Origin of the sequence: Mediterranea sp. ET5 (assembly GCF_023337025.1) — a bacterium.
In the GTDB taxonomy this organism is placed as follows: Bacteria; Bacteroidota; Bacteroidia; order Bacteroidales; family Bacteroidaceae; genus Phocaeicola_A.
In genome coordinates this window covers 135,255-156,550 of the sequence record NZ_JAMBLN010000005.1, presented here as the reverse complement: position 1 = coordinate 156,550, position 21,296 = coordinate 135,255, and the positions used below count along the sequence as shown (strand labels likewise).

General features: G+C 49.8%; 14 protein-coding genes and 1 pseudogene. All 15 read right to left on the bottom strand.

The genetic code is table 11. The annotated features are described in order from the left end of the window. Positions 1 to 28: 28 nt before the first annotated feature. On the bottom strand, positions 29 to 805 hold the full coding sequence (locus M3087_RS05070; protein WP_106483751.1) for a DUF4843 domain-containing protein: 777 nt from the start codon (positions 803 to 805) through the stop codon (positions 29 to 31). Positions 806 to 816: 11 nt separating this feature from the next. Then, the gene (locus tag M3087_RS05065) at positions 817 to 2,268 is read right to left on the bottom strand and encodes a RagB/SusD family nutrient uptake outer membrane protein (RefSeq protein ID WP_234395677.1); all 1,452 of its coding nucleotides are present in this window, start codon (positions 2,266 to 2,268) and stop codon (positions 817 to 819) included. Positions 2,269 to 2,280: 12 nt separating this feature from the next. Continuing rightward, positions 2,281 to 5,559 (bottom strand): SusC/RagA family TonB-linked outer membrane protein, encoded by a 3,279-nt coding sequence (locus tag M3087_RS05060; RefSeq protein WP_249094151.1) that lies wholly within the window; start codon positions 5,557 to 5,559, stop codon positions 2,281 to 2,283. A 28-nt stretch (positions 5,560 to 5,587) separates the two neighbouring features. Then, the gene (locus M3087_RS05055; RefSeq protein WP_106483748.1) at positions 5,588 to 6,760 is read right to left on the bottom strand and encodes a FecR family protein; all 1,173 of its coding nucleotides are present in this window, start codon (positions 6,758 to 6,760) and stop codon (positions 5,588 to 5,590) included. A gap of 122 nt (positions 6,761 to 6,882) precedes the next feature. Beyond that, positions 6,883 to 7,788, bottom strand: coding sequence for an IS982 family transposase (locus M3087_RS05050; protein WP_249094148.1), 906 nt, complete (start codon positions 7,786 to 7,788; stop codon positions 6,883 to 6,885). A 523-nt stretch (positions 7,789 to 8,311) separates the two neighbouring features. Further along, a pseudogene (locus tag M3087_RS05045) lies at positions 8,312 to 8,495 on the bottom strand (cell filamentation protein Fic); the annotation flags it as partial. Between the two features lie 1,617 nt (positions 8,496 to 10,112). Next, complete coding sequence (locus M3087_RS05040; protein ID WP_022385063.1) at positions 10,113 to 11,066, bottom strand: hypothetical protein; 954 nt, start codon at positions 11,064 to 11,066, stop codon at positions 10,113 to 10,115. Positions 11,067 to 11,118: 52 nt separating this feature from the next. Continuing rightward, entirely contained in the window at positions 11,119 to 12,369 is a 1,251-nt protein-coding gene (locus M3087_RS05035; protein ID WP_249094146.1) for a glutamate-5-semialdehyde dehydrogenase, read from the bottom strand. A gap of 48 nt (positions 12,370 to 12,417) precedes the next feature. After that, positions 12,418 to 13,515 carry a glutamate 5-kinase gene (gene proB / locus M3087_RS05030; RefSeq protein ID WP_022385061.1) on the bottom strand — a complete coding sequence of 366 codons (1,098 nt, stop codon included), beginning with the start codon at positions 13,513 to 13,515 and terminating at the stop codon, positions 12,418 to 12,420. A gap of 222 nt (positions 13,516 to 13,737) precedes the next feature. After that, positions 13,738 to 13,986 carry a DUF2007-related protein gene (locus tag M3087_RS05025; RefSeq protein ID WP_022385060.1) on the bottom strand — a complete coding sequence of 83 codons (249 nt, stop codon included), beginning with the start codon at positions 13,984 to 13,986 and terminating at the stop codon, positions 13,738 to 13,740. Positions 13,987 to 14,060: 74 nt separating this feature from the next. Then, entirely contained in the window at positions 14,061 to 15,728 is a 1,668-nt protein-coding gene (locus M3087_RS05020) for an AMP-binding protein (protein ID WP_106483739.1), read from the bottom strand. Positions 15,729 to 15,736: 8 nt separating this feature from the next. Further along, the gene (locus M3087_RS05015; RefSeq protein ID WP_106483738.1) at positions 15,737 to 16,291 is read right to left on the bottom strand and encodes a helix-turn-helix domain-containing protein; all 555 of its coding nucleotides are present in this window, start codon (positions 16,289 to 16,291) and stop codon (positions 15,737 to 15,739) included. Positions 16,292 to 16,316: 25 nt separating this feature from the next. Continuing rightward, complete coding sequence (proC, locus tag M3087_RS05010) at positions 16,317 to 17,087, bottom strand: pyrroline-5-carboxylate reductase (protein WP_249094144.1); 771 nt, start codon at positions 17,085 to 17,087, stop codon at positions 16,317 to 16,319. A 269-nt stretch (positions 17,088 to 17,356) separates the two neighbouring features. Continuing rightward, positions 17,357 to 18,652, bottom strand: coding sequence for a pectinesterase family protein (locus M3087_RS05005; RefSeq protein WP_249094142.1), 1,296 nt, complete (start codon positions 18,650 to 18,652; stop codon positions 17,357 to 17,359). Between the two features lie 161 nt (positions 18,653 to 18,813). Beyond that, positions 18,814 to 21,294 (bottom strand): glycosyl hydrolase family 95 catalytic domain-containing protein, encoded by a 2,481-nt coding sequence (locus tag M3087_RS05000; protein WP_249094140.1) that lies wholly within the window; start codon positions 21,292 to 21,294, stop codon positions 18,814 to 18,816. Between the last annotated feature and the right edge of the window lie 2 nt (positions 21,295 to 21,296).

Here is a 21,296-nt window from a genome sequence, read left to right as displayed (position 1 = left end):
TCTTTATTTTTATAACGGTTAGATATAATTACATAGCGGATGGTTTTTCCCATCCTTCAATGGCTGATGGGTCATGTACTTCATAATATTCGTATAAGGGTATCAGTACATATTTGTTCATGAAGCTTGAATACATAGATAACGGACCCATCATGCTGCTGGCATTTACGAAATAATCTCCGTATTGTGTTACCATCTCGTCTATAACAGCGGGATTAACATCTTTCATTGCATAGAAAAGCTCAAAAAACTTTTGTGCTACATCATATCTGTAGGGTGGCATAGCCCATGATACCCACCAGCTAGGAGCATATTCTGGGTGTATGTCAGAGTAAGTGATGCTGAATTTATTCTGTCCTACTACGGCAAGGTCTTCAGACTCTTTTAGAATCAGGTTTAAAGTGAATTCCTTTTGTTGCAGTTCAGGATCATTGTTGCGCAAAAGCGTGATTTTCACTTTTGTCTCGATTCCATTGGCTGGAATAGACATAGCTTCCTTATCAATAGTATAATGCACTCCTTCCTGCATGGTAGTACCTTCTGTCGGTTCAAGAGTGAAAGTACGTGCTTTGTCCGATGTCATTCCCATAAGTTTTACAGGTAGCTCTACAACGTATTCTGTAGCGATGTCAAATCCAAAACTATAGGAAACCGAAGTTGCTATTTCATCTTTGTCATTGATATATTCAATGAACGCAGAATCTTTTTGGGTCGTATCATAGAGCTGGTAGTCTTCATTTGTGCAGGCTGTTCCTGCTATGCACAATAGAGCGAGCAAGGCTTGTTTGATATATATTGTTTTCATACTGTACACATTTACTTGTTGTCATTTCTATATTCATATTCACTGTCTGGTATTGGAACTACATAATATGTGTCACTGGCCGGTAATACACGGTCAAGGCTATTGCATATGATGTCTTTGTTCAGGCGTTTCATATTATACCATATTTGTCCCTCGCCAAAGAGTTCCTTACAATATTCATTGTAAATGTTTTCTTTGGTAAGTTGTTTGCCCTGAACTGCAAATCCTCTTAATCCGCGTGAGGTAAGTTCTGCGTCAAAGTAGCTGACTGCCAGATCGTAATTTGTTTCCAGAAGTGCTTCTGCCGCAATCAGATACATTTCAGAAACGTGCATCAGGGTAAATCCGGAATATCGGGCGTCCCATCCGCTAGGACCACTTTCTCCTTTCAGTGTATAATAATCTATGATTTTTCTCCAAAGTCTGTTGTCCAGTTGTTGCATGCGGTAATCGGCTGCAGTGTTGTCATTGTCCAGTGCATAGATATCTTCGAAGGTTCGTAAATCATTGCCACCTGATGATTCCAGATAAGGTTGGAATGATACAAATGAGGTTTGATTGAATATAAGAGCACGTACAGATTCAAGATACGAGTTAGAATAAACTCCGAAAATCGTTTCTTTTTCAGATAACTTTCCTGCCAGATAGTCTGCCATTTCCTGTCTGTATGCGAGCGGGAATTTCTCGCTTTTTATTACTTTTTCGGCATAAATAGCAGCATTGGCCATATCGCCTCTTGTCCAATATACACGTGCCTTAAGTGCCCATATGGCATAAAGATTGAAATGTGTAGTGCGGTAGTTCAGGAAGTTGCGCAGGTTGTTGTCTGTTCTCGGATAGTCCATGCTGTTTTCTTCTTCGGCAAGAAGACTTTCAGCTTCGTTCAGGTCTTTGAGAATCTTGTCATATACTTCTCCTACCTTATAAAAAGGTTTCACATCGTATGAATAAGTTTCTACGTAAGGAATACCTTCTTTGGTTTCGTCAGTAGGAGCAAACAGGCGCAGAAGGTCAAAATGCAGGAAAGCTCTCATTGCAAGCATTTCACCTCTATAGTAATTGTAAAGGGTCATGGAGTTTCTTCCTTCCAGGTTTTCAAGAATATTGTTTATGTATCCGATATTCTTGTATGCTTCTTCCCACATGTTGGCTATTACTTCCTTTACGGCATCTGCTTCGTAATCAAGTTCAGAAAGAGGCTGTCCTATTTCTGCCTGATCCTGGTAGCATGCAAGGTTCTGTGCAAGTACTTCAGTAAATCCCCAATACATGAAACGTCCGTATGAATAGGTATTCTGAAGTTCACCGTAAACTCCGTATATGGCATCTTCAAATCCTTGTGCGTCTTTAAACTGCTCGTTTTCTACCTTCTCAGATTTTGGGCGTACATCCAGGAAATCGTCGCATGCATTGAAAAGGAGCAAGGAACATAGTCCGTAACAAATGTATATTAGTTTTTTCATCTTATTCATGTTTTAAAGTGTAATATTGAATGACATATTAATGCTGCGGCTATAAGGATAAGAGGTACCTCTTTCATAGCGTACAGTTGACAGACGGAATAAGTCTGAGGCTCCAAGAGTCAGTCGCAAGCGTTGTATTCCCCATGATTGGATCAATGATTGTGGAAACTCATAGGCAAAGTTGATGCTCGACAACCATATTTCATTCTCGTTTTCAACAAATCGGCTGGAGTGTACGAACTGTTGTCCACCAGTTGCACTGAGGTTCAGGTAAGGTACCAAGTCACCCGGTTGTTTCCATCTTTCGGTGAATGCTCTTACGTCTGCATTGTATTGCGGATTGATGTTTTCAATCTTGGCTGCACGGGTTGAGTTATAGATATCTCCTCCGAAAGTATAGCTGAAGTTTACACCCAGATAGAAATTCTTATACATGAAGTCTGTTGAGAAGTTACCTTCAACATCCGGATTGGTATCTCCTACTACGACTTTGTCTTTTACGTCATATGTATAAGTGTAGGTTCCATCTTTCTTAATGTATATTTCTTTTCCTGATGCAGGGTCGATTCCGGCAGAACGTACGGCATAGATTGCTGTAGGAGAACCGCCCTCTTCGTAAAGTATACGTGGAACTGATTCATCAGATACGGCATTGTTTTCATCATTCTTGCGTTGCAATGCTTCAGAGATATTCTTGATGACGGTCTTTGAATGAAGTCCGTTTACAGAAACCGTCCAGCTGAAGTCTTTAGTAACGATAGGTTTACCCCATACGGCAAATTCGATACCGTTGCTTTCCTGTGCGCCGTAGTTATCTTTTACAGTGCTGGCTCCGGATGATGGGGGTAATGATATGTCGATAAGCATATCGTCGGTATATTCGTTATAGTAGTCAAAGTTGACATTCAGTCGTTCATCAAAGAATGAAGAAGTGATACCTACATTCAGCTTCTTGGTAGTCTGCCAGGTTAGATCTGGATTAGGCATGGCCATAGGCACTGCACCTACGCCTCCAAGGTGGATATTACTAATGTAATATTTATAAGTAGAGATAGCCTGATATGGTGAGAATTTTACGCTACCTGTATATCCGTAACTTCCTCTCAGACGTAACATATCTACCCATCCTAGCTGTTTGATGAATTCTTCGTTATGCAAGTTATATCCGGCACCTACTGACCAGAACGGTGCATATTTGTTGTTCTCTCCAAACTTGGAAGAACCAGACATACGGTATGAACCATCAATGATGTAGCGGTTTTTCCATGTAAAGTTTGCTGCAGCGAAGGCACCTACGCTGGTGGCAAGGTCTTCACTTCCGTATGGGGTAGTGTCAGAGTAAGATGCTGCGTATCCGAAATCGGTCAGGTTATCAGACAAGAAACCTGAAGCGATGCTTGTGCGTGAAGAACTGTTCTCTTTTTTGATTTCACCTCCCACGTTCAATGTAAACAGTGTACCGTCATTATCGAAGCTGTGTATCCAGTTACCGACTACTTTGAACGAATAATTGTCTTCGTCATTGTTGGTTAATGTATAGCTTCCTTTTTTCAACGGGTCTGTTACGTCTTTGAACTGCATGGAAAGAGGAGATACAAAATCATCGGCCGTACCTTTTGCCGTGAGCAATGAACCTTGTGCCGTGATGTACAAATTCGGTTTGAAGTTATAACGTGCACTCAAAGACAGGTTCTGAGTACGGGTTTCTTCAGTAGAGAAGCTACTTAGTGATGCCTCATAAAGAGGATTGGTCATATCCCATGACAATAATGAACGGAGTTCTCCGTTTTCATCGTAAGGAGAGTCATAAGGATTCATTTGCAACCATGTGTCATAACTTCCGTATTTGGAGTTGCGGATATTGGTTTGCTGGTGGCTGGCTCTTAAGGTAAGCACCAGTTTTTCTTTGAGACGGTATGCCAGGTAGAGCTCGAGACCATAATTCTTTCGTCCGTCATCTTTCATGACACCGTTCTTGTCGGTAAAGTTTCCGGTAATGTTATATTCAATGCTTCCTCCACGTCCTGATACAGAGAGCGAATGAGTCTGTGAGAATCCTGTACGTATTGGTTTTGACTTCCAGTCGGTATTGATGCCGCTGCTTACCAGAGCCAGTTTCTCATAATAGGTATTATCCATGCTTCCGTTGCTGCTGTCGTATAATCCGGCCAGTCTTTCCAACTCCAGTTTTTGTTGTGAGTTGCATAAGTCATAACTTGACAGGTCAGCAAAACTGAAATCTGGAGTAAATGTATATCGGATACGTACTGGTGCCTGTTCCACTCTTTTACGTTCAATAACGATAACACCGTTTGCGGCATTTTCACCGTAAAGTGCGGTAGCTGAAGCATCTTTAAGGATATCTACACGCTCAATATCGTACATGTTGATATCGTATAAGTCCTGTAATGTAGATTCCACTCCGTCTATAACAATAAGAGGAGCATTCAGTCCGGCTTCATTGTCAGTAGCCAGTGATGTAGTACTACGTATTACAAGATCTGGAATATTGTTGGGGTTTGATCCCATTGCATTGTTCTTGTTTATTTTGATAGAAGGGTCAAGAACAGACAATGCCTGTAATACATTGTTGGGTGATATGCTCAACAACTGTTCAGAGGTTACAGTGCGTGCAGCACCTGTATAAGTTTGTTTGGAACGTGTAAAGAAACCGTTGACTACGACTTCATCCATCGTATTGGCATCCTCTTTCAACGCTACTTTTATATCGTTTCCTTCCGGACTGATTACTTGTTCGCTGTAACCGACGAACGAGAATTTAAGCTGAGCGCCACGGGGAATATTTACGCTGAACTTACCGTCGATGTCTGTAACTACGCCAGTAATCATTTTTCCACCTTTTATAACAGATACGTTGACACCAATCATAGGTTCACCGTTGCGCTCGTCAGTTACGATACCTTTTATTTCCCCGGCTTGTGTAGTAGGAGAGATGACGATTGTATTATCTTTTATAGTTGCAGAAAGCCCTGTATTTTTCAGGCATTGCTTTACTGCCTCAAGTACCTCCATGTCTTTTACATTGATGTTGACAGGCGGTATGTTTGCTATGTCCTCATCGCTGTAAATGAGCCGCATGCCCGTTTGTTCCTTGATAGTAGACAATACTTTCTCCAATTGGGCATTCTTTAACTGTAAAGTTATTCTTTTTATGTTCTGAGCCATTGCATTGCCTAAAGTCAATGAACCCAGAAGCAAACACGCAAAGAGCCTTTTGCTAAAGCCCGTTGCCCTGCCTTGTCGCAGGAAAAGATTCTCTCTGTTTTTCATCTCAGTCTGTATAAAATTAATAATATGATTACTTTTGTTCTTCTATAATTATACCGTTTCGGTTAGCCTTGAAACGAATCATTTTTGTCAGTTCAAACATACCGGCAATATCAATAAAGTTGTCATAGCGTTTGACTTCACCCGTAAATGTTATGTTCTCAAGTTCTTTCTTTGCAAAACCGATAGGGATGTTATACCATCGTGAAAGGTCATTCATAATGGCCGAGAGCGGAGTTTGTCTGAAACTGTATATTCCGCTTTTCCATGATGTGTATATGCTGATATCTGTTTCTTCTGTAGTGATTTGCTGTTCGTCTACATGATAAGTAAGGAGCTGTCCCGGAGTTAGTACATAGGTGTCTTTATTGTGCAAGGGAGTAAAGTGTACACATCCGTTTTCGAGTGCTATTTGCAGTATCTTTTCGTTTTCATAACAACGGAGGTTGAATGATGTACCTTTTACTTCTACTGTTCCGAATTCTGTATGGATTATGAAGGGTTGCTGATTTTCCATTTTTGCAACGTTGAAGTAAGCTTCTCCCTTGAATGCCATTTCACGCTTGTCTACTCCATATTCGGGTGCAAACTGAATATCGGACTCTGAATTCAGATAAATATTGCTTTGGTCTTTTAAAACAACGTTGTATTCGCCGCCCCGTGGAACAATAATACGTTTTATATCATTCAGTTTGACAGCCGATTGTTGTATAATACCTTGCGGCTTGTCATTTTCATTATTCAGACTTTTATTGTTGTCCGGATAATTGATGATAACTTTTTCGGTTTGTTTAGGCATAACCGTTTCTTCATCTCCGGAATAAGTATACAAGGTAGCCTGTTGTGTTCCCGGTTTTAAATCAGCCAGGACAATAACATTTTGCTCTTGCCTGTAATTTGTATATACCTGATATAGAATAACAGACAATAACAGACATGCGGCAATAGCACCAGTCCATTTATACCATGCAATTCTCCGCTTGCGAGCCGGATGCATCTTTTTCTGAAGCTGTCTGTATAGTTCTGTTTCCTCTCCGGGAGTGTAGAGAGGTGTCATATCCTGTAGAAAGTCTTTTCCACTGTATTTTTGGTACAGGTTTTCATTATGCCGCGATGACGAACGCCATTGGCTAAGTTCTTTCTTTTCCTGTTCAGACAGGTCGGAAAGAATAGACTTTACTATCAGATATGCTATGTGTTTCATGTGCTTTATAAGTGTTATTACATTATAAAGACACACAGCGTTTGAAAAAGGGTCGCAGGAAATTAGATTTTTTTGCAGAAAAATTAATTTCTATTATTAAATAACGTGAGTTCGAAATAAAATCAAAAAATAGCAAGTTGTCCGTCATTGACAAAATTCACGTCAATGGCGGGCTTCTTTTCAAAAAAACAGTATGCCGCGATAGCCGACAAGGAGTTGGCTATAAAGTTATTGAATGAACGATGTCTTGAGTGTTCAATCTGTGCTATGTTCTTCAGTTCGTCATTGACCGTTTCAATCAAGGCTCTTTTTCTGAGCAGAATCTTGTCAGCGACACTCATCAGTGAGTTCTTCATATTATTTTTAACTTTAGTGACAAGCTGTATGCCATTAAGGAAGAGGTTCTCAAATAAAGCCTGACCGATATATTCTTTGTCTGCGCATAGTTTTCCTTTGATGTTTTCCAGAAACTTTCCTTGTTTCAACGGTTCCCGGTCATCCACGTTTCCAGGCGTGAACATGAAATTGAGTATTTCCCCTTTATCATTGATAATCAGATGTAGTTTAAAGCCGAAGAACCATCCCATGGAACATTTGCCACGCTCGGCAAGCCCCTTAAAAGTCTTGTGAATCAATATACGTTGGTTACGGCATACACGCAGCGGAGTGGAATCCACGAAACTGATTCCGGTGCAAGTACCCAGCAAGACCTCTTTAATGAAAACGGTTAGTTGCAACAGCACTTCCTTTTCCAGTTCCACAAAACGGTTATAGGACACGCGTCTGGGAAAAAGGTGTATCAGATGCTTGCAGACATATTCCTGATAATAATGCTTGAAGCATCTGAAACCACCAGAATGGAACAAAATCAGGATGACCATGATTTCCGCATCACTCATCCGGTTCGGCTTATTCCGATGCTTATGTTTCCTGTCTTCAACCATATATTTTTCCTGCACCTTAGCAAATTCCTTACAAAAATCATCCGCCATACAATAAATCTCCGTAACTTTAGCCTCTGAGAACATAGTGGTAATCGCTTAAATGTTATACTTGGACACTATAAATTTAATGCTTTTATCGCTATGTTCCTAATTTTCAAACAACTAATTTAAGCTCTTATATCGAACTCACGTTAAATACGTTTTCTGAGCCTTGTTTTCAAGAAAATAAAAAAGGAAGTAAAGCCAAAGGAACATACAGTCTTAGTGATGAACTCTCTTACTTCCCAGGGCAAAGATGTGCAAACACAATAAAGGCTACGACGCATAGGACAATGATCGCTTATACGGACAGTGCTTTCTTTAAGGATTTCGGGTATTTGAAATAGAATTCAAAATGAACAGACCAGAAAACGGTATTATCTCTTTTTGGAAGAGATTTGCATCATCGGTACATCAATACCGAATATTTGATGGTCCGTTAAATTGCGAAATCACTGATTTCGTAATTGACTGTGATGGCCCATTGAATTGCGCAACTGCTGGTTGCGTAATTGAGGACATGGTATCTGTTACCATCGTCAGCTGTTGATAGAAGTTGCGTTCACGGCTCAATGTTGCGCTTTACCTGTCGATTGCCCTCTTGGCGAACTAACAAGAATTTCTTGTTAGTTGCCCCTGTGGAATGTTCTCCATCTTTATATATTATCTATATGTTGGATGATATTCTATTAGGTAGTACAATATATGTCCGCTAACTGACCTTGTGTCAGCCATAAATCTTCATCTGCAAAGATTGGCAAGAGTGAGGGTGACAAAGATAGAGGGTTCGTTCGGAACGCAGCAGGAGCACTATGGTTGGGAACGAATCAAGGCAAGGATGAGATTGACCGAGAGAGACCCTGTATATTTTCTTCGGCATCCCCACGGCGAATGTAGTGTCTCCAGTTGTGGTGGAAAATGAAAAAATCTGCTTCCCAATGAAGCCGATGATATAAAAAATGATGAGTTCAAACGGAAAAATACAGGGACTGTCTGCCGAATTACTCATAATGGTGGAATGAAATGATAGTTTATAAATAAATTGGCCGGCAGCAAATAAAAATGGTAGGAGATGGGGAATTATTACGGAATTTCTTACTTTTGTAGCTGGATGGAGTACGACTCCTTCCAAGACATATTGAAAATAAGAGGCGTTATGTCTTCTTCCTGCGTGTACAAAGCCTAGGAAACTTCAACCACGTAAACAGGAGAAGGTATGATGGTCTCCACGCATATGCGTTGGGCTGTTATTTCCACATCTGTTTACGAAGGTTTTCCTAGCACCTGTACACAAGGACGTGGCATTGCAGTTCCACGCATCTTCTTTTCATTCTAATCCCAACTTTTGCAAGTGCAAGTGATTGTTTACAAGGGGATGAGCGTCCGGTAAACAGGGTCCTTGTGAGGAATTGCCCATCGCGGTAATCCTGAGACGGAGACTTTCTCCCTTGCCTGCCAATGTCTTGTCAATTGCTGAGTTGTGTGCTTGTGTAATACTTAAGTAATAATATCGGGGAAATTTTGGCACACTTTTCGAAGGGGGTATAAAAAAAGCGCGACTTCCGGTTCAATCACGAATGGGAAGCCGCTAAGTTTAGTTTCAAGTCTCTTTAGGAGAATTTTTAATCATATGAAGTTGTGTGTATGTGGTCTTCACTAAGTTCACCAAATCGTATTGGTAGCAAAGGGGAGAAGCAGGGTCGGCTTCGTTCGGCACTCGTCCGTGTTTCACACGCTCACAATCGGTAGCAAGTGGTAAACGCAGTGTGATGAATGACCGTTTTAGTGGGGACGGCTTAAATATCTTTCAGTGCTGCGACTGTCAGCGTATTTCCTAGCCTGCCCTCCTCATGCTTGCCAGATACTTTCTGATGCTTTTTAGTTGTTTACGTAAGCAAGGTCCTGTCGGGGTATCCTTTTCAAGCCTCACTCGATAATTATATTGCAACCCATGTGCCAAAGCCGGACTTTGTGCCAACCTGTCAGTATAAAATACATATTTTTGGCTTCCGACTACGAAATATAGCTTCTTTTAGCTATTTGTCAGGCGCTTTGTCGGACCTGTAGTACTGTACTTGCGTTTTCTGTTTATTGAAAACTTCTAACAAAATAGCTGTCAGACTACTAAAAGTGTCCTGCTTCTTCCTGTCTTAAACCTTCCGCTTGTGAAAAGTTTTAAGAGATGCCCCATGAAGTGTCCCTGGAAATATAATTGTTGAGATATATTGTAAACGGATGTCAAGGAACATTGCTTTTTAAAGAATAGGAAGTCTTGCCAGTGGCACGCCTGTACGGCAGTGTGGAAAAGTGTGGAAAGTGTGGAATAATGTGTGGAATTATTCTACACTTTCATTCCGCACGGACGGTGATTACAAGGATTCGAGCATGCGTTTCAGGACGACAGTAGCCGAAATTTCGCGGTTGGCGGCTTCGGGAATGACAATCGACTGCGGACTCTCGATGACCTCGTCGGTGACAATCATGTTGCGGCGTACAGGGAGGCAGTGCATGAAGTAGGCATTGTCCGTCACTGCCATCTGACGTTCGCTCACGGTCCATGAGCGGTCGGTGCTCAGGATTTTTCCGTAGTTATCGCCGCTGTAGGCTGCCCAGTTCTTGGCATAGATGAAGTCGGCGCCCTCGAAAGCTTTCATCTGGTCATATTCCACCCGTGCCTTGCCCACAAATTCGGGTGCCAGCTCGTAGCCTTCCGGATGGGTGATCACAAACTCATAGTCGGTGGCGTTCATCCATTCGGCGAAGGAGTTTGGAACAGCCTGGGGAAGTGGACGGGGATGGGGCGCCCATGTCATGACGACCTTGGGACGTTCCTTCTTCTTGTACTCCTCGATGGTGATGAGGTCGGCAAAGCTCTGCAACGGATGGCGGGTAGCTGCCTCCATGGAGAACACCGGACGTCCGGAATATTTGATGAACTGGTTCAGGATGACCTCGTTGTAGTCATAGTCCCGATTCTCGAAGCGGGCAAACGAACGCACACCGATGATGTCGCAGTAGCAACCCATCACGGGGATGGCTTCGAGCAGATGTTCGGGTTTGTCGCCGTCCATGATGACGCCACGTTCGGTCTCCAGCTTCCACGCGCCTTGGGCGATGTCGAGCACAATGACGTTCATGCCCAGGTTGAGCGCCGCCTTCTGTGTGCTCAGGCGGGTGCGGAGGCTGCTGTTGAAGAAAATCATCAGCAGGGTCTTGTTACGTCCGAGTGCGACGTGTTTGAAGCGGTCTTTCTTCACTTCGAAAGCTTCGCGGAGGGCACTGTCCAGAGGCCCCAGGTCTTGTACGCATGTAAAGTTTCTCATGTCGTTTCTTAGTTTATGTTGGTGTGAATAGTTATCTGTTCGGGTGGGGCGTTCATCGCGGACGTATCTGTCCGTTGCCGCGTATCACCCATTTATAGGTGGTGAGCGCCTCCAGTCCCATGGGACCGCGGGCGTGCATCTTCTGCGTGCTGATGCCTATTTCCGCTCCCAGTCCGAACTGTGCCCCGTCGGTGAAGGCGGTTGACACATTGGTGTAGACACAGGCTGCGTCGGTCTCGCGGATGAAGCGTTCGGCGGAAGCTGCGTCTTCGGTGACGATGCACTCGCTGTGGTGCGAGCCGTAGCGGCGGATGTGTGCCAGTGCTTCATCCAGCGAGGCGACGGTGTGCACCGCCATCTTGTAGTCGAGGAATTCCGTGCCATAGCTGTCGGGCGTTGCCGGTCGCAGCAGGTCGGCAGGATAATGTCCTGCAAGGGCGGCTGTGGCCTGTCCGTCAGCATAAAGCACCACCCGGCTCTCGGCAAGCGGACGGCAGAGCTCCGGCAGGTCGGCGAGGCGTTCGCGGTGAACCAGCAGGCAGTCCAGTGCATTGCAGACGCTCACCCGGCGGGTCTTGGCATTGCAGACGATGGCTGCCCCTTTGGCAGTGTCACCGGCACGGTCGAAGTAGGTATGGCAGACGCCTGCACCGGTCTCGATGACCGGGACTGTGGCATGCTCGCGTACGTGGCGGATGAGTCCGGCACTTCCGCGCGGGATGAGCAGGTCCACGCAGTCATTGGCACGCAGCAGGGCGTCGGCGCTCTCGCGGTCGGGAGGAAGCAGGGTCACCAGGTGGGGCGGCAGTCCTTGCCGACGGAGCACATTGCCGATGAGCGACACGGCTGCCGTGTTCGAATCCCGGGCATCGCTCCCTCCCTTCAGTACGCAGGCACTACCGGCCTTCAGGCAGAGGGAGAACACATCGAAGGTCACATTGGGTCGCGCCTCGTAGATGATGCCGATGACGCCGAAGGGGACGCTCACCCGTGTCAGCTCCATGCCGTTGGGGCGGACGCTGTGTTGCAGGATGCGTCCCAGCGGAGAGGGGAGAGAGGCGACCGTACGCATGTCGTCGGCTATGCCTTGCAGGCGTTCTGCCGTGAGCTTCAGCCGGTCGTATTTCGGGTCGTCGGGGTTCATGCGTGCCAGGTCGCTGCGGTTGGCGGCGAGGAGGGCGTCAGTCTGTGTCTCAATCTCGTCGGCGGTTAGGCGCAGGGTCTCGTTGACGAGTGCTTCGTCCTGTATGCCGGGGTTGAAGGAGGCGTCTTTAGCGGAAGCCAATAGGGAATGTATGTCCATGTGGGTTCTTTTGTTAGCGGGTTCTTGTGTGTGAGGGTTGCCTTCCTGTCAGCAGACGGAGCTTTCCACGTAGAGGAAGTCATAGTGCACCACGGGTTTCTTGTCCTTGCAGCCCAGTTCCCGTCGCAGGGTCGTGGCATCACAGTCGGCTTTTCCCACTCCGACGCGCTGTCCGTCGGCGCCGATGATGCGGATGAGGTCGTCCTCCTCGAAGTCTCCCTCTACCCGGGTGATGCCTACAGGCAGGATGCTTGCCACCTGCCCTTCCGTCAGCCGGCGGGTGGCTTCCTCGTCGAGCTGGATTTCTCCCTTGCAGAAGTCGTCGCTGTGGGCAATCCACTTCTTGACGCTCGACGGGGCGACGGGTGAGGGGACGAACCGGGTGCAGGGTGTCGTGTCCGGATGAGCCATGAGGTCAGGCAGGATCCGCTCACGCTTGCCATTGGCTATCCACACGGCGATGCCCTCCTCGGCAACCTTGCGGGCGATGCGGGTCTTGGTAATCATGCCGCCGCGTCCGAAGCCTGACTTCTCTTGCCGGATGTACTCTGACAGGTCCTCTCCCGGCCTGATGTCGCGGAGCAGCACGCTGTCCGGCTCGGATGGCGGACCGGTATAGACGCCGTCGATGTTGCTCAGGATGAAGAGGGCGGATGCATCCATCATGGTGGCGATGAGTCCCGAGAGCTCGTCGTTGTCCGTGAACATCAGTTCGGTCACGGAGATGGTATCATTCTCGTTGACGATGGGGAGCACTCCGTTGCGTAGCATCACCTCCATGCAGGCACGTTGGTTCAGGTAATGCTGGCGGGTGCCAAAGCTCTCCTTGGTGGTGAGTACCTGTCCGACGGCGATGCCGTGTTCGCGGAACAGCTCGTAGTAGCGGTTGATGAGTTTGGCTTGTCCCACGGCGGAGAACAGTTGTCGGCTTGCCACGCTGTCGAGTCTTCCCGAAGGATGCACCTCGCTGCGTCCTGCCGCCACGGCACCCGAAGAGACCAGAATCACCTCCGTACCGTCCCGGCGCAATTCCGCCACCTGGTCGACCAGTGCCGACATGCGGGTGACGTCAAGTGTCCCGTCAGTCCGGGTGAGCACGTTGCTGCCCACCTTGACCACGATGCGTGTATGGTTGTCCTTGCTCATAGTCGTATCTTTGGATGATATGTGTCAAGGCAAATGTAGGCATATTTAATCTTTATGCCACGCTAAAACGCCTTTTTATGACAAAAAGGAGCGAATAAACCGCCTCTGACGTATAAATATGTATGCCGTATGAGACGGGCCCGCCGGCGGGAAACGAAAGAAGGTGTGCCCCTGCGGTTCTTGCCGGGCACACCTTCCAGTCTCTTTCCGACCCGAACAGGGTCAACGGTTCTCCAACTTGGGCTTGTTCTCTCGGATGATTTTCTCCGCGAACACCTGTTCCTCGTGGTTCACCAGGACGACAACGCCTTGTCCGCCGCTATTGTACGGACCGGTAACCAGACCGACCGATTCGTCCTTTGTCATGGCTTGTACACCATTTGCTGCCAAGAAGCCTTTCACCAGTTCTGCCTCCCAAAGGTCGCCTCTGAAGACTTCGACCAATGAGCCGTAATCTTTTGTTGTTGCCATAGGTTTGAGCTTTTAAGTTTGTATGTGGTTCCGTGGATGTGCGGCGGGGCAGGGGAGCTTCCGCCTGAACACACTCACGCTTGTCTCTTTTTCGCTTCGTTCTGACGGATTTCCACGCGCCGTATCTTTCCGCTGATGGTCTTCGGCAGTTCGTCGACAAACTCGATGACGCGGGGATACTTGTAGGGGGCGGTGACGCGCTTCACGTGGTTCTGCAGTTCCTTGACGAGCGCATCGCCGGCGCGGTCCTTGTAGTCCTTGGCAAGGACGATGGTCGCCTTCACCACCTGTCCGCGGATTTCGTCCGGAACTCCAGTGATGGCGCATTCGACCACAGCCGGGTGGGTCATCAGGGCACTTTCCACTTCGAAGGGGCCGATGCGGTAGCCCGAGCTCTTGATGACGTCGTCGGCACGGCCTACGAACCAGTAGTAGCCGTCCTCGTCGCGCCATGCCACATCGCCGGTGTAGTAGATTCCGTCGTGCCATGCTTCACGCGTCAGCTGCTCGTTGCGGTAGTACTCCTTGAAGAGTCCCAACGGCTTGCCTTGGTCGGTGTAGACCACAATCTGTCCCTGTTCGCCGTCTTCTGCCGGGCGTCCGTCGGGAGTGAGCAGCCCGATGTGGTATTGCGGGTTGGGGACACCCATGCTGCCGGGCTTCGGTTCCATCCACGGGAAGGTGGCGAGGGTCAGTGTCGTCTCGGTCTGTCCGAATCCCTCCATCAGGCGGATGCCCGTGAGGCGTTTGAACGTGTCGTAGACGGCCGAGTTGAGCGCTTCGCCTGCTGTCGTGCAGTACTCCAGCGACGAGAGGTCGTACTTCGTCAGGTCTTCACGGATGAGGAAGCGGTAGATGGTCGGCGGTGCGCAGAGCGACGTGATGTGGTATTCGTGTATCTTTTCCAGAATGTCTGCCGGGGTAAACTTCTCGTGGTCGTAGACAAAGACGTTGGCTCCGGCAATCATCTGCCCGTAGAGCTTGCCCCACACCGCCTTGCCCCAACCGGTGTCGGCGATGGTCAGATGGAGGCTGTCCTCGTGGAGGTTGTGCCAGAAGCTTCCCGTGGCGATGTGCCCCAGCGGGTAGGTGAAGTCATGCGCCACCATTTTCGGCTCGCCCGTGGTGCCCGACGTGAAGTACATCAGCGAGATGTCGTCGTTCGTGTTGACGTGTGCCGGACGGACGAACGGGGCGGCATGGTCGATGCCTTGATGGAAATCCTCGAATCCGTCGGGGATGTGCGGTCCCGTGCTGACGAGCCGTTCCACGGTGGGTGACTCGGGCATGGCATCAATGATGTGTTGCAGCACCACGTCGTCGCCCGCAGCCACAATCATCTTGATGCTTGCGGCGTTGCAGCGGTAGACGATGTCCTTCTTCGTGAGCAGGTGTGTGGCAGGGATTGCTACCGCACCCAGCTTGTGAAGGGCTATGATGGCGTACCAGAACTCATAGTGTCGTTTGAGGATGAGCATGACCATGTCTCCGTGGCCGATGCCCAGGCTCTGGAAGTACGATGCCGTACGGTCGGTCTTCTCCTTCAGTTCGGCGTAAGTGTATTGGTGGTGCTCTCCGCGGTCGTTGGTCCAGAGGAGGGCGTTCTTATCGGGTTGTTCAGCAGCCCATGCATCCACCACGTCATAGCCGAAGTTGAAGTTCTCCGGCACCCGCACGTGGAAGTGCTTGATAAAGTCTTCTTGCGAAGTGAAGCTCGTCTGTGTAATGAATCTTTCTACCATTGTATTTGTTACATGATTATAGCCAAGAATTTCACCGGCTTGCCGTCGAGGGCAAGCATCCCGTGGGGCAGTGCTGAATTGAAGTAAAGGCTGTCGCCGGGATTGAGGAAGAGTTCCTTGCCGTTGATGTTGAGCAACAGCCGTCCTTCGATGACGAGGTTGAACTCCTGTCCCTGGTGTGAGTTGAACTGTACGGGTGTCCCTTCCGGCTTGGGCTCGACGGTCACGATGAACGGGTCTGCGATGCGTCCGCGGAATCCCGATGCCAGCGACTGGTACTTGTAGGCTTTGCGCCGTTCGACCGAGATGCCCGTTCCGGCGCGTGTCAGGAAGTAGGAGCTCATCTTGGGCTCTTCGCCGAACATGAGCACGTCGAGTGCAATGCCGTAGTTGCGTGATATCTTTTGCAGGGTGCTTACCGAGAGGTCGCGTGTGCCGGCTTCCATTTCGCGGTATTCCTCCACGTCGAGCTGGCAGGCATCGGCTACCTCCTGCTCCGTGAGTTCCAGCACATCGCGCAACCCACGGAGCCGTGCAGCAATTTGTTTGATTTGTTCGCTCATAGTTCTTAGATTGTTAGTTTGTTCTTTACCTGCTTGCCTTCAGTGCGCGTATGATGGCGGAAGTGAAGCCGGCGTGTTCGAGTTCGTTCAGTCCCTTGATGGTGATACCGCCGGGAGTCGTCACCTTGTCTATTTCCACGGAGGGGTGCGTGTCCTGCTCCAGCAGGATGGAAGCCGCGCCGGTGAGCGTCTGTGCCACCATGCACATGGAATTTCTGGGTGAGATACCCATCTCGATGCCTGCCTGCATGGCAGCCTGCACATATTTCAGCACAAAGGCGATGCCGCACGACGAGAGCGAGGTGGCTGCTTCCAGCTGTTCCTCTTTCACCATCATGGCAAGTCCCATCTCATTGAAGATGTCCAGCAACATCTGTGACTGTTCCTCCGTAGCATTCCGTCCGCAGACCAGCGTCATGCTGGCACGCACGGCAATGGCGGTGTTGGGGATGATGCGGAAGATAGGCATCTCGGGGTCGACATACTGGGCGAGTTGCTCCATCGTCACTCCGGCAGCGAGCGAGACGAGAATCTGCGGACGCTGCGGATGGATGGGCTTCAGCACCTCGCTGACTTTCCAGGGCTTCACTGCCACAATGATGATGTCCGCACCGCGTGCGGCCTCCTTGTTGTCGTTGGTCACCTGAATCTCCGGGAAGCGGGCCTGCAAAGCCTGCAGCTTCTCGTTGTGCGGGTTTGCCACGATGACTTCCCGTTTCTCAGCCTTGCGGCCCTGTACCAATCCGCATGCAATGGCTCCACCCATGTTGCCTGCGCCGATAATAGCTATTCTCATATCAGTAGCGTTTTAATGTGATAGGATGCTAGCAAAGTTAAGAAAGAAACGCTAACATAGGAATTAATTGGACAAGAATATTTCGTATTTTTGTAACATTGCCTCTTTAGTCAGGCCGGTTCATGGAATATAAAAAGACAATCGCTTTTCGAAGTTGCAGAGATTGCCAAGTTTACATGATGTATGCTTGAGAAACAAAAAAGGCACGAAAAGAGGGCATTTTACCGCGCGACATCGCGCACCTTCTTTTTGTGCCTTTTGCTTTGCTCTTACTCTCCGAGCGTGCCGTAACGGTTCACGGCGCGCACGCGCAATGCCTCGTCGCCAACAGGGGAAGACAGGGAGAGCAATGCCTCATCGGTGATGCCTACTATACGGTCGCCCGAGAGAACGACGTAGCCAATGGCTCCTTCCACCGGCTTCCACTCGACGGACTTGCCTTTGGCTTTCACATCCTGCGGGGCTGGCAGACGGTGCATCATCTCACGCGGATTCCAACCGTCAGTGCCGGGGATGATGTTTTCATAGACCATATTGTCGGCTTCGGCCTTTGTCACCGTCGTGGGGCAACTGCCGGTGGGCGGGTTGTCGCCACGGCTTTTGTAATAGGACTTGCGCCGGCTCAGGTCGACGGGATTACCCTGCGCGTCGCGGCTGTCATACTCGGCAAAGAGGGCGGGGATGGCACCCATGTCAGTCCATCCTTCGGGGGCGATGGGAATGCGCATCGTGGTGTGGATATAGACGGCGCGGGGTGAGTCGTGCCATGGGCGCCCCAGTTTGGTCTTGGCATCGCGGGCAGCCTCGGCATTGCCGTCGATGGTGCAATGGCGGAACACGTAGCCCCACTTCGCTGTCTTGTGGCAAGGAGCCACGATGACGGAACCCCGGCGCACGTTGTAGAGCGTGCAGTATTCGAGCAGCGCGTTGCCACCTCCGTAGAAGTAGTCCACGGCTCCCTCAATGAAGCAGTTTTTGATGTAATGGCGATAGGCATCTTTCTGGGTAGTCATCCACGTGTCTTGGAAGGAGCGGAAAGCGCAGTCGAAGAATGAGGCTCGGTCGCCCTGCGACTTCATGGCGAGAGCTTGCGGTCCGCTCTGGCTCTCCACGCCGAAATCATTGGTATAAGTGATGCCGGATGTGTAGAAATCGCTGGCTTTCACCGTCACTACGCTGCCCTCGGCCCTGTAGACCGGTGACTGCGGGTTGTGCACGGAGCAAGCCCAATAGGACGAGTCCTTGCCTGCTTCTGGCCGTCCGCCCACATTAAGGGCACGATGGATAGTGGTCGTTGCCTTGTCTTGTCCGATGAGATGAATGAAAGGCTTGTCGACTGGCACCGTGACCGATTCTTCATACGAGCCGCTTTTCACGAAGATGAGCCAGGGGGCTGTGCGCTCTGACGGAGCGGCGTCGATGGCCTGCTGCACGGAGGTGTAGTCGCCCGTGCCGTCGGCAGCTACCACGGCATGGAACACGTCGCCTCCCGCAGCCGGAAGTGTCAGACAGACGGCTAAGGCAGCCACGAGGAACGAGCTTCTTTTCTGTAATATATTTCTCATAAATAACTTATTCATTTGATGGTATCCAGTGTTAAGTTCTGTTCTATAAAAAGGAGGACTCAGAGTGAGGGAACTCTGTCCATTCCCAAAAAGTAGTTTTCGAGAAGGCAAGTGCGCCATGACAGGTAGCCGTGCTACGCGGCTACCTGTCATGGCTCTTTCTATTGAATTGCCTGAGAGGCTGTCAGCACATACGTGCCGCCAGTCGTGGTCGGAATGTCGTATTCATAATAAGTCCGGGCGGGCATTTCGTCCTTCGGAGCTTCTTTGCTGATGAGCGGCTTCTTGATGGCCTGTGCACGAAGCAACGGATTTGGACATTCACCTTTGGCAGGCTTTAATTCCTTGCCATCGAGTGTCAGGGGTACTGCACTGCGCACGCGCATCACACCGCCGATGGTGGAGCGGAGTGTGGCTGTCGCCAGTCGTCCGTCAGCCCACTGCATGTCTTCCAGCACGAAGCCACCCCGGCTACGCAAGCCCTTCACCTCACCTTTTGTCCAGACGGAAGGCAGGGCAGGGAGGAGATGCACGGCGTTGTCGTGGCTTTGGAGCAGCATTTCAGCAATACCTGATGTGGCTGCAAAGTTACCGTCAATTTGGAAAGGCGGGTGCGCGTCGAAGAGGTTGGGATAAAGACCGCCGTTTTGTCCTTTTTCTTCCAGAGCCATGTTGATAAGCTCGGAGATGAGCTTATAGGTATGGTCACCGTCGAGCAGGCGTGCCCAGAAATTGATTTTCCAGCCCATCGACCAGCCCGTGGAGTGGTCGCCGCGTCCGTTGAGCGTCTTTTCGGCGGCGGCCATCAAGGCACGCGAGTTGCTTGGGGTGATTTGTCGCCCGGGATACAATCCCCAAAGGTGTGATGTGTGCCGATGCCGGTCGCGCGGGTTGTCCCAGTCTTCCATCCACTCCTGTACCTGTCCCCAACGGCCTATCTGCATCGGAGGCAGTTGTTTGATAACGCGCTTCAGTTCTTTCACAAAAGCCCGGTCGTCGTCCATAAGTGTGGCGGCTTCAATTGTATTGCTGAAAAGGTCGCCTACCATCTGGTTATCCATCGTACAGCCTGCTATCACGCGGAAGGTGCGCTTGCCGTTTACATTGGGAGAGTTTTCAGGGGAATATGACGGGGCTACGACGAGCCATCCGTGTTGCGGTTCCTTGACAAGGAAGTCAAGGTAGAACTCGCAAGCCGCCTTCATGATGGGATAGACCGATGCCAAATAGTCCTGGTCTCCGGAGAAGAGGTAACGATCCCACAGATGCTGGCAGAACCAAGCGTTGCACGTAGGCCAGATGCCGTAGGCCGGGCCATCAACCGCACCCGTCGAACGCCAGATGTCGGTATTGTGATGGAGCGTCCAGCCCCTGCAGCCATACATTGCTGCGCTCTGTTTGCCTGTCTCGGCCACGTCGCGCACCAGTTGGATGAAAGGCTCGTGCATTTCAGGCAAGGCTGTAACTTCTGCTGGCCAATAATTCATTTCTACGTTGATGTCGGTGGTGTATTTGCCATCCCAAGGAGCGTTCTTCTTGTAGTTCCAGATACCTTGCAGGTTGGCAGCCTGCCCGCCTGGCTGTGAGGAACAGATGAGCAGGTAACGCCCGTACTGGAAGAGCAGCGCCGGAAGTTGTGGGTCAAAGAGCGTGTTGAATTCGCGCACCCGCATGTCGGTCGGTTTGTCGGCCTGCGCGTTGCGCCCCAAGTCGAGCGATACGCGGCGGAAATACTTCCGGTAGGTCGCCGTGTGCTTTTCCCGAGCTTGCTCGTAACCCGCCAACGAGGGACGGCCTTGCAAATAAGCCTCCGCCTTGGCCAAGGCATCGCCTGACACGTCTTTGTAGTTCTTGAAGTTCGTTCCTGTGGAGATGCAGAGCAGTGCGCTGTTGGCCCCTTCGACCACCAACGTCGTGTCGCCCACTATCTTCTGCTGCCCACCGTCGAGCTGGCATTGCAGCAGGGAGGCATAGCGCACCTTGCCTTCGATGCCTTCGTGGTCAGTGCCCTTGCCCTCAAGGAGGAGCAGTCCGTCGGATGTGACGCTGCGTCGTGTTCCCGGCATGGGCGAGGTGTAACGCGCACGGAAGGAGATGCTTCCGGGACGGGATGCCGTGAGGCGGAGCACGACCACGTCGTCGGTCAGCGAAGTGAACGCCTCGCGTACATAGTCCACTCCGCCCGAGGTGAAGCGCGTGGTGGCTACGGCGCGGTCAAGGTCGAGCTCACGGTAGTAATTGGCATAGCTGCGGAAGCCCCCGAAGTCGAGATGCAACGACCCCACGGTCTGGTAAGGCATGCCGTTGGCACGCGGCGAGCAAATGGTCGCTCCGCAGAGTTTCTGAGCCTCCAGATTCTTTCCTTCGAAAAGAAGCCGCCGTATCTCCGGCAAGGCATCCTTCGCCTTCGGGTTCGTGTTGTTGTAGGGCGAACCTCCCCACACGGTTTCTTCGTTGAGTTGGAGCTCGTCGTGCGTCGGGTCGCCAAAGACCATCGCTCCGAGCCGTCCGTTGCCCAAGGGTAAGGCTTCAATCCATTGCTCCGCAGGGCGGTCGTACCATAGTTTATACTCCGGCTGGGCCTGCACGCTTCCCGCGCAGGTTGCCAGCAGTCCAAAGATTAACAGGATGTGTTTCTTCATCA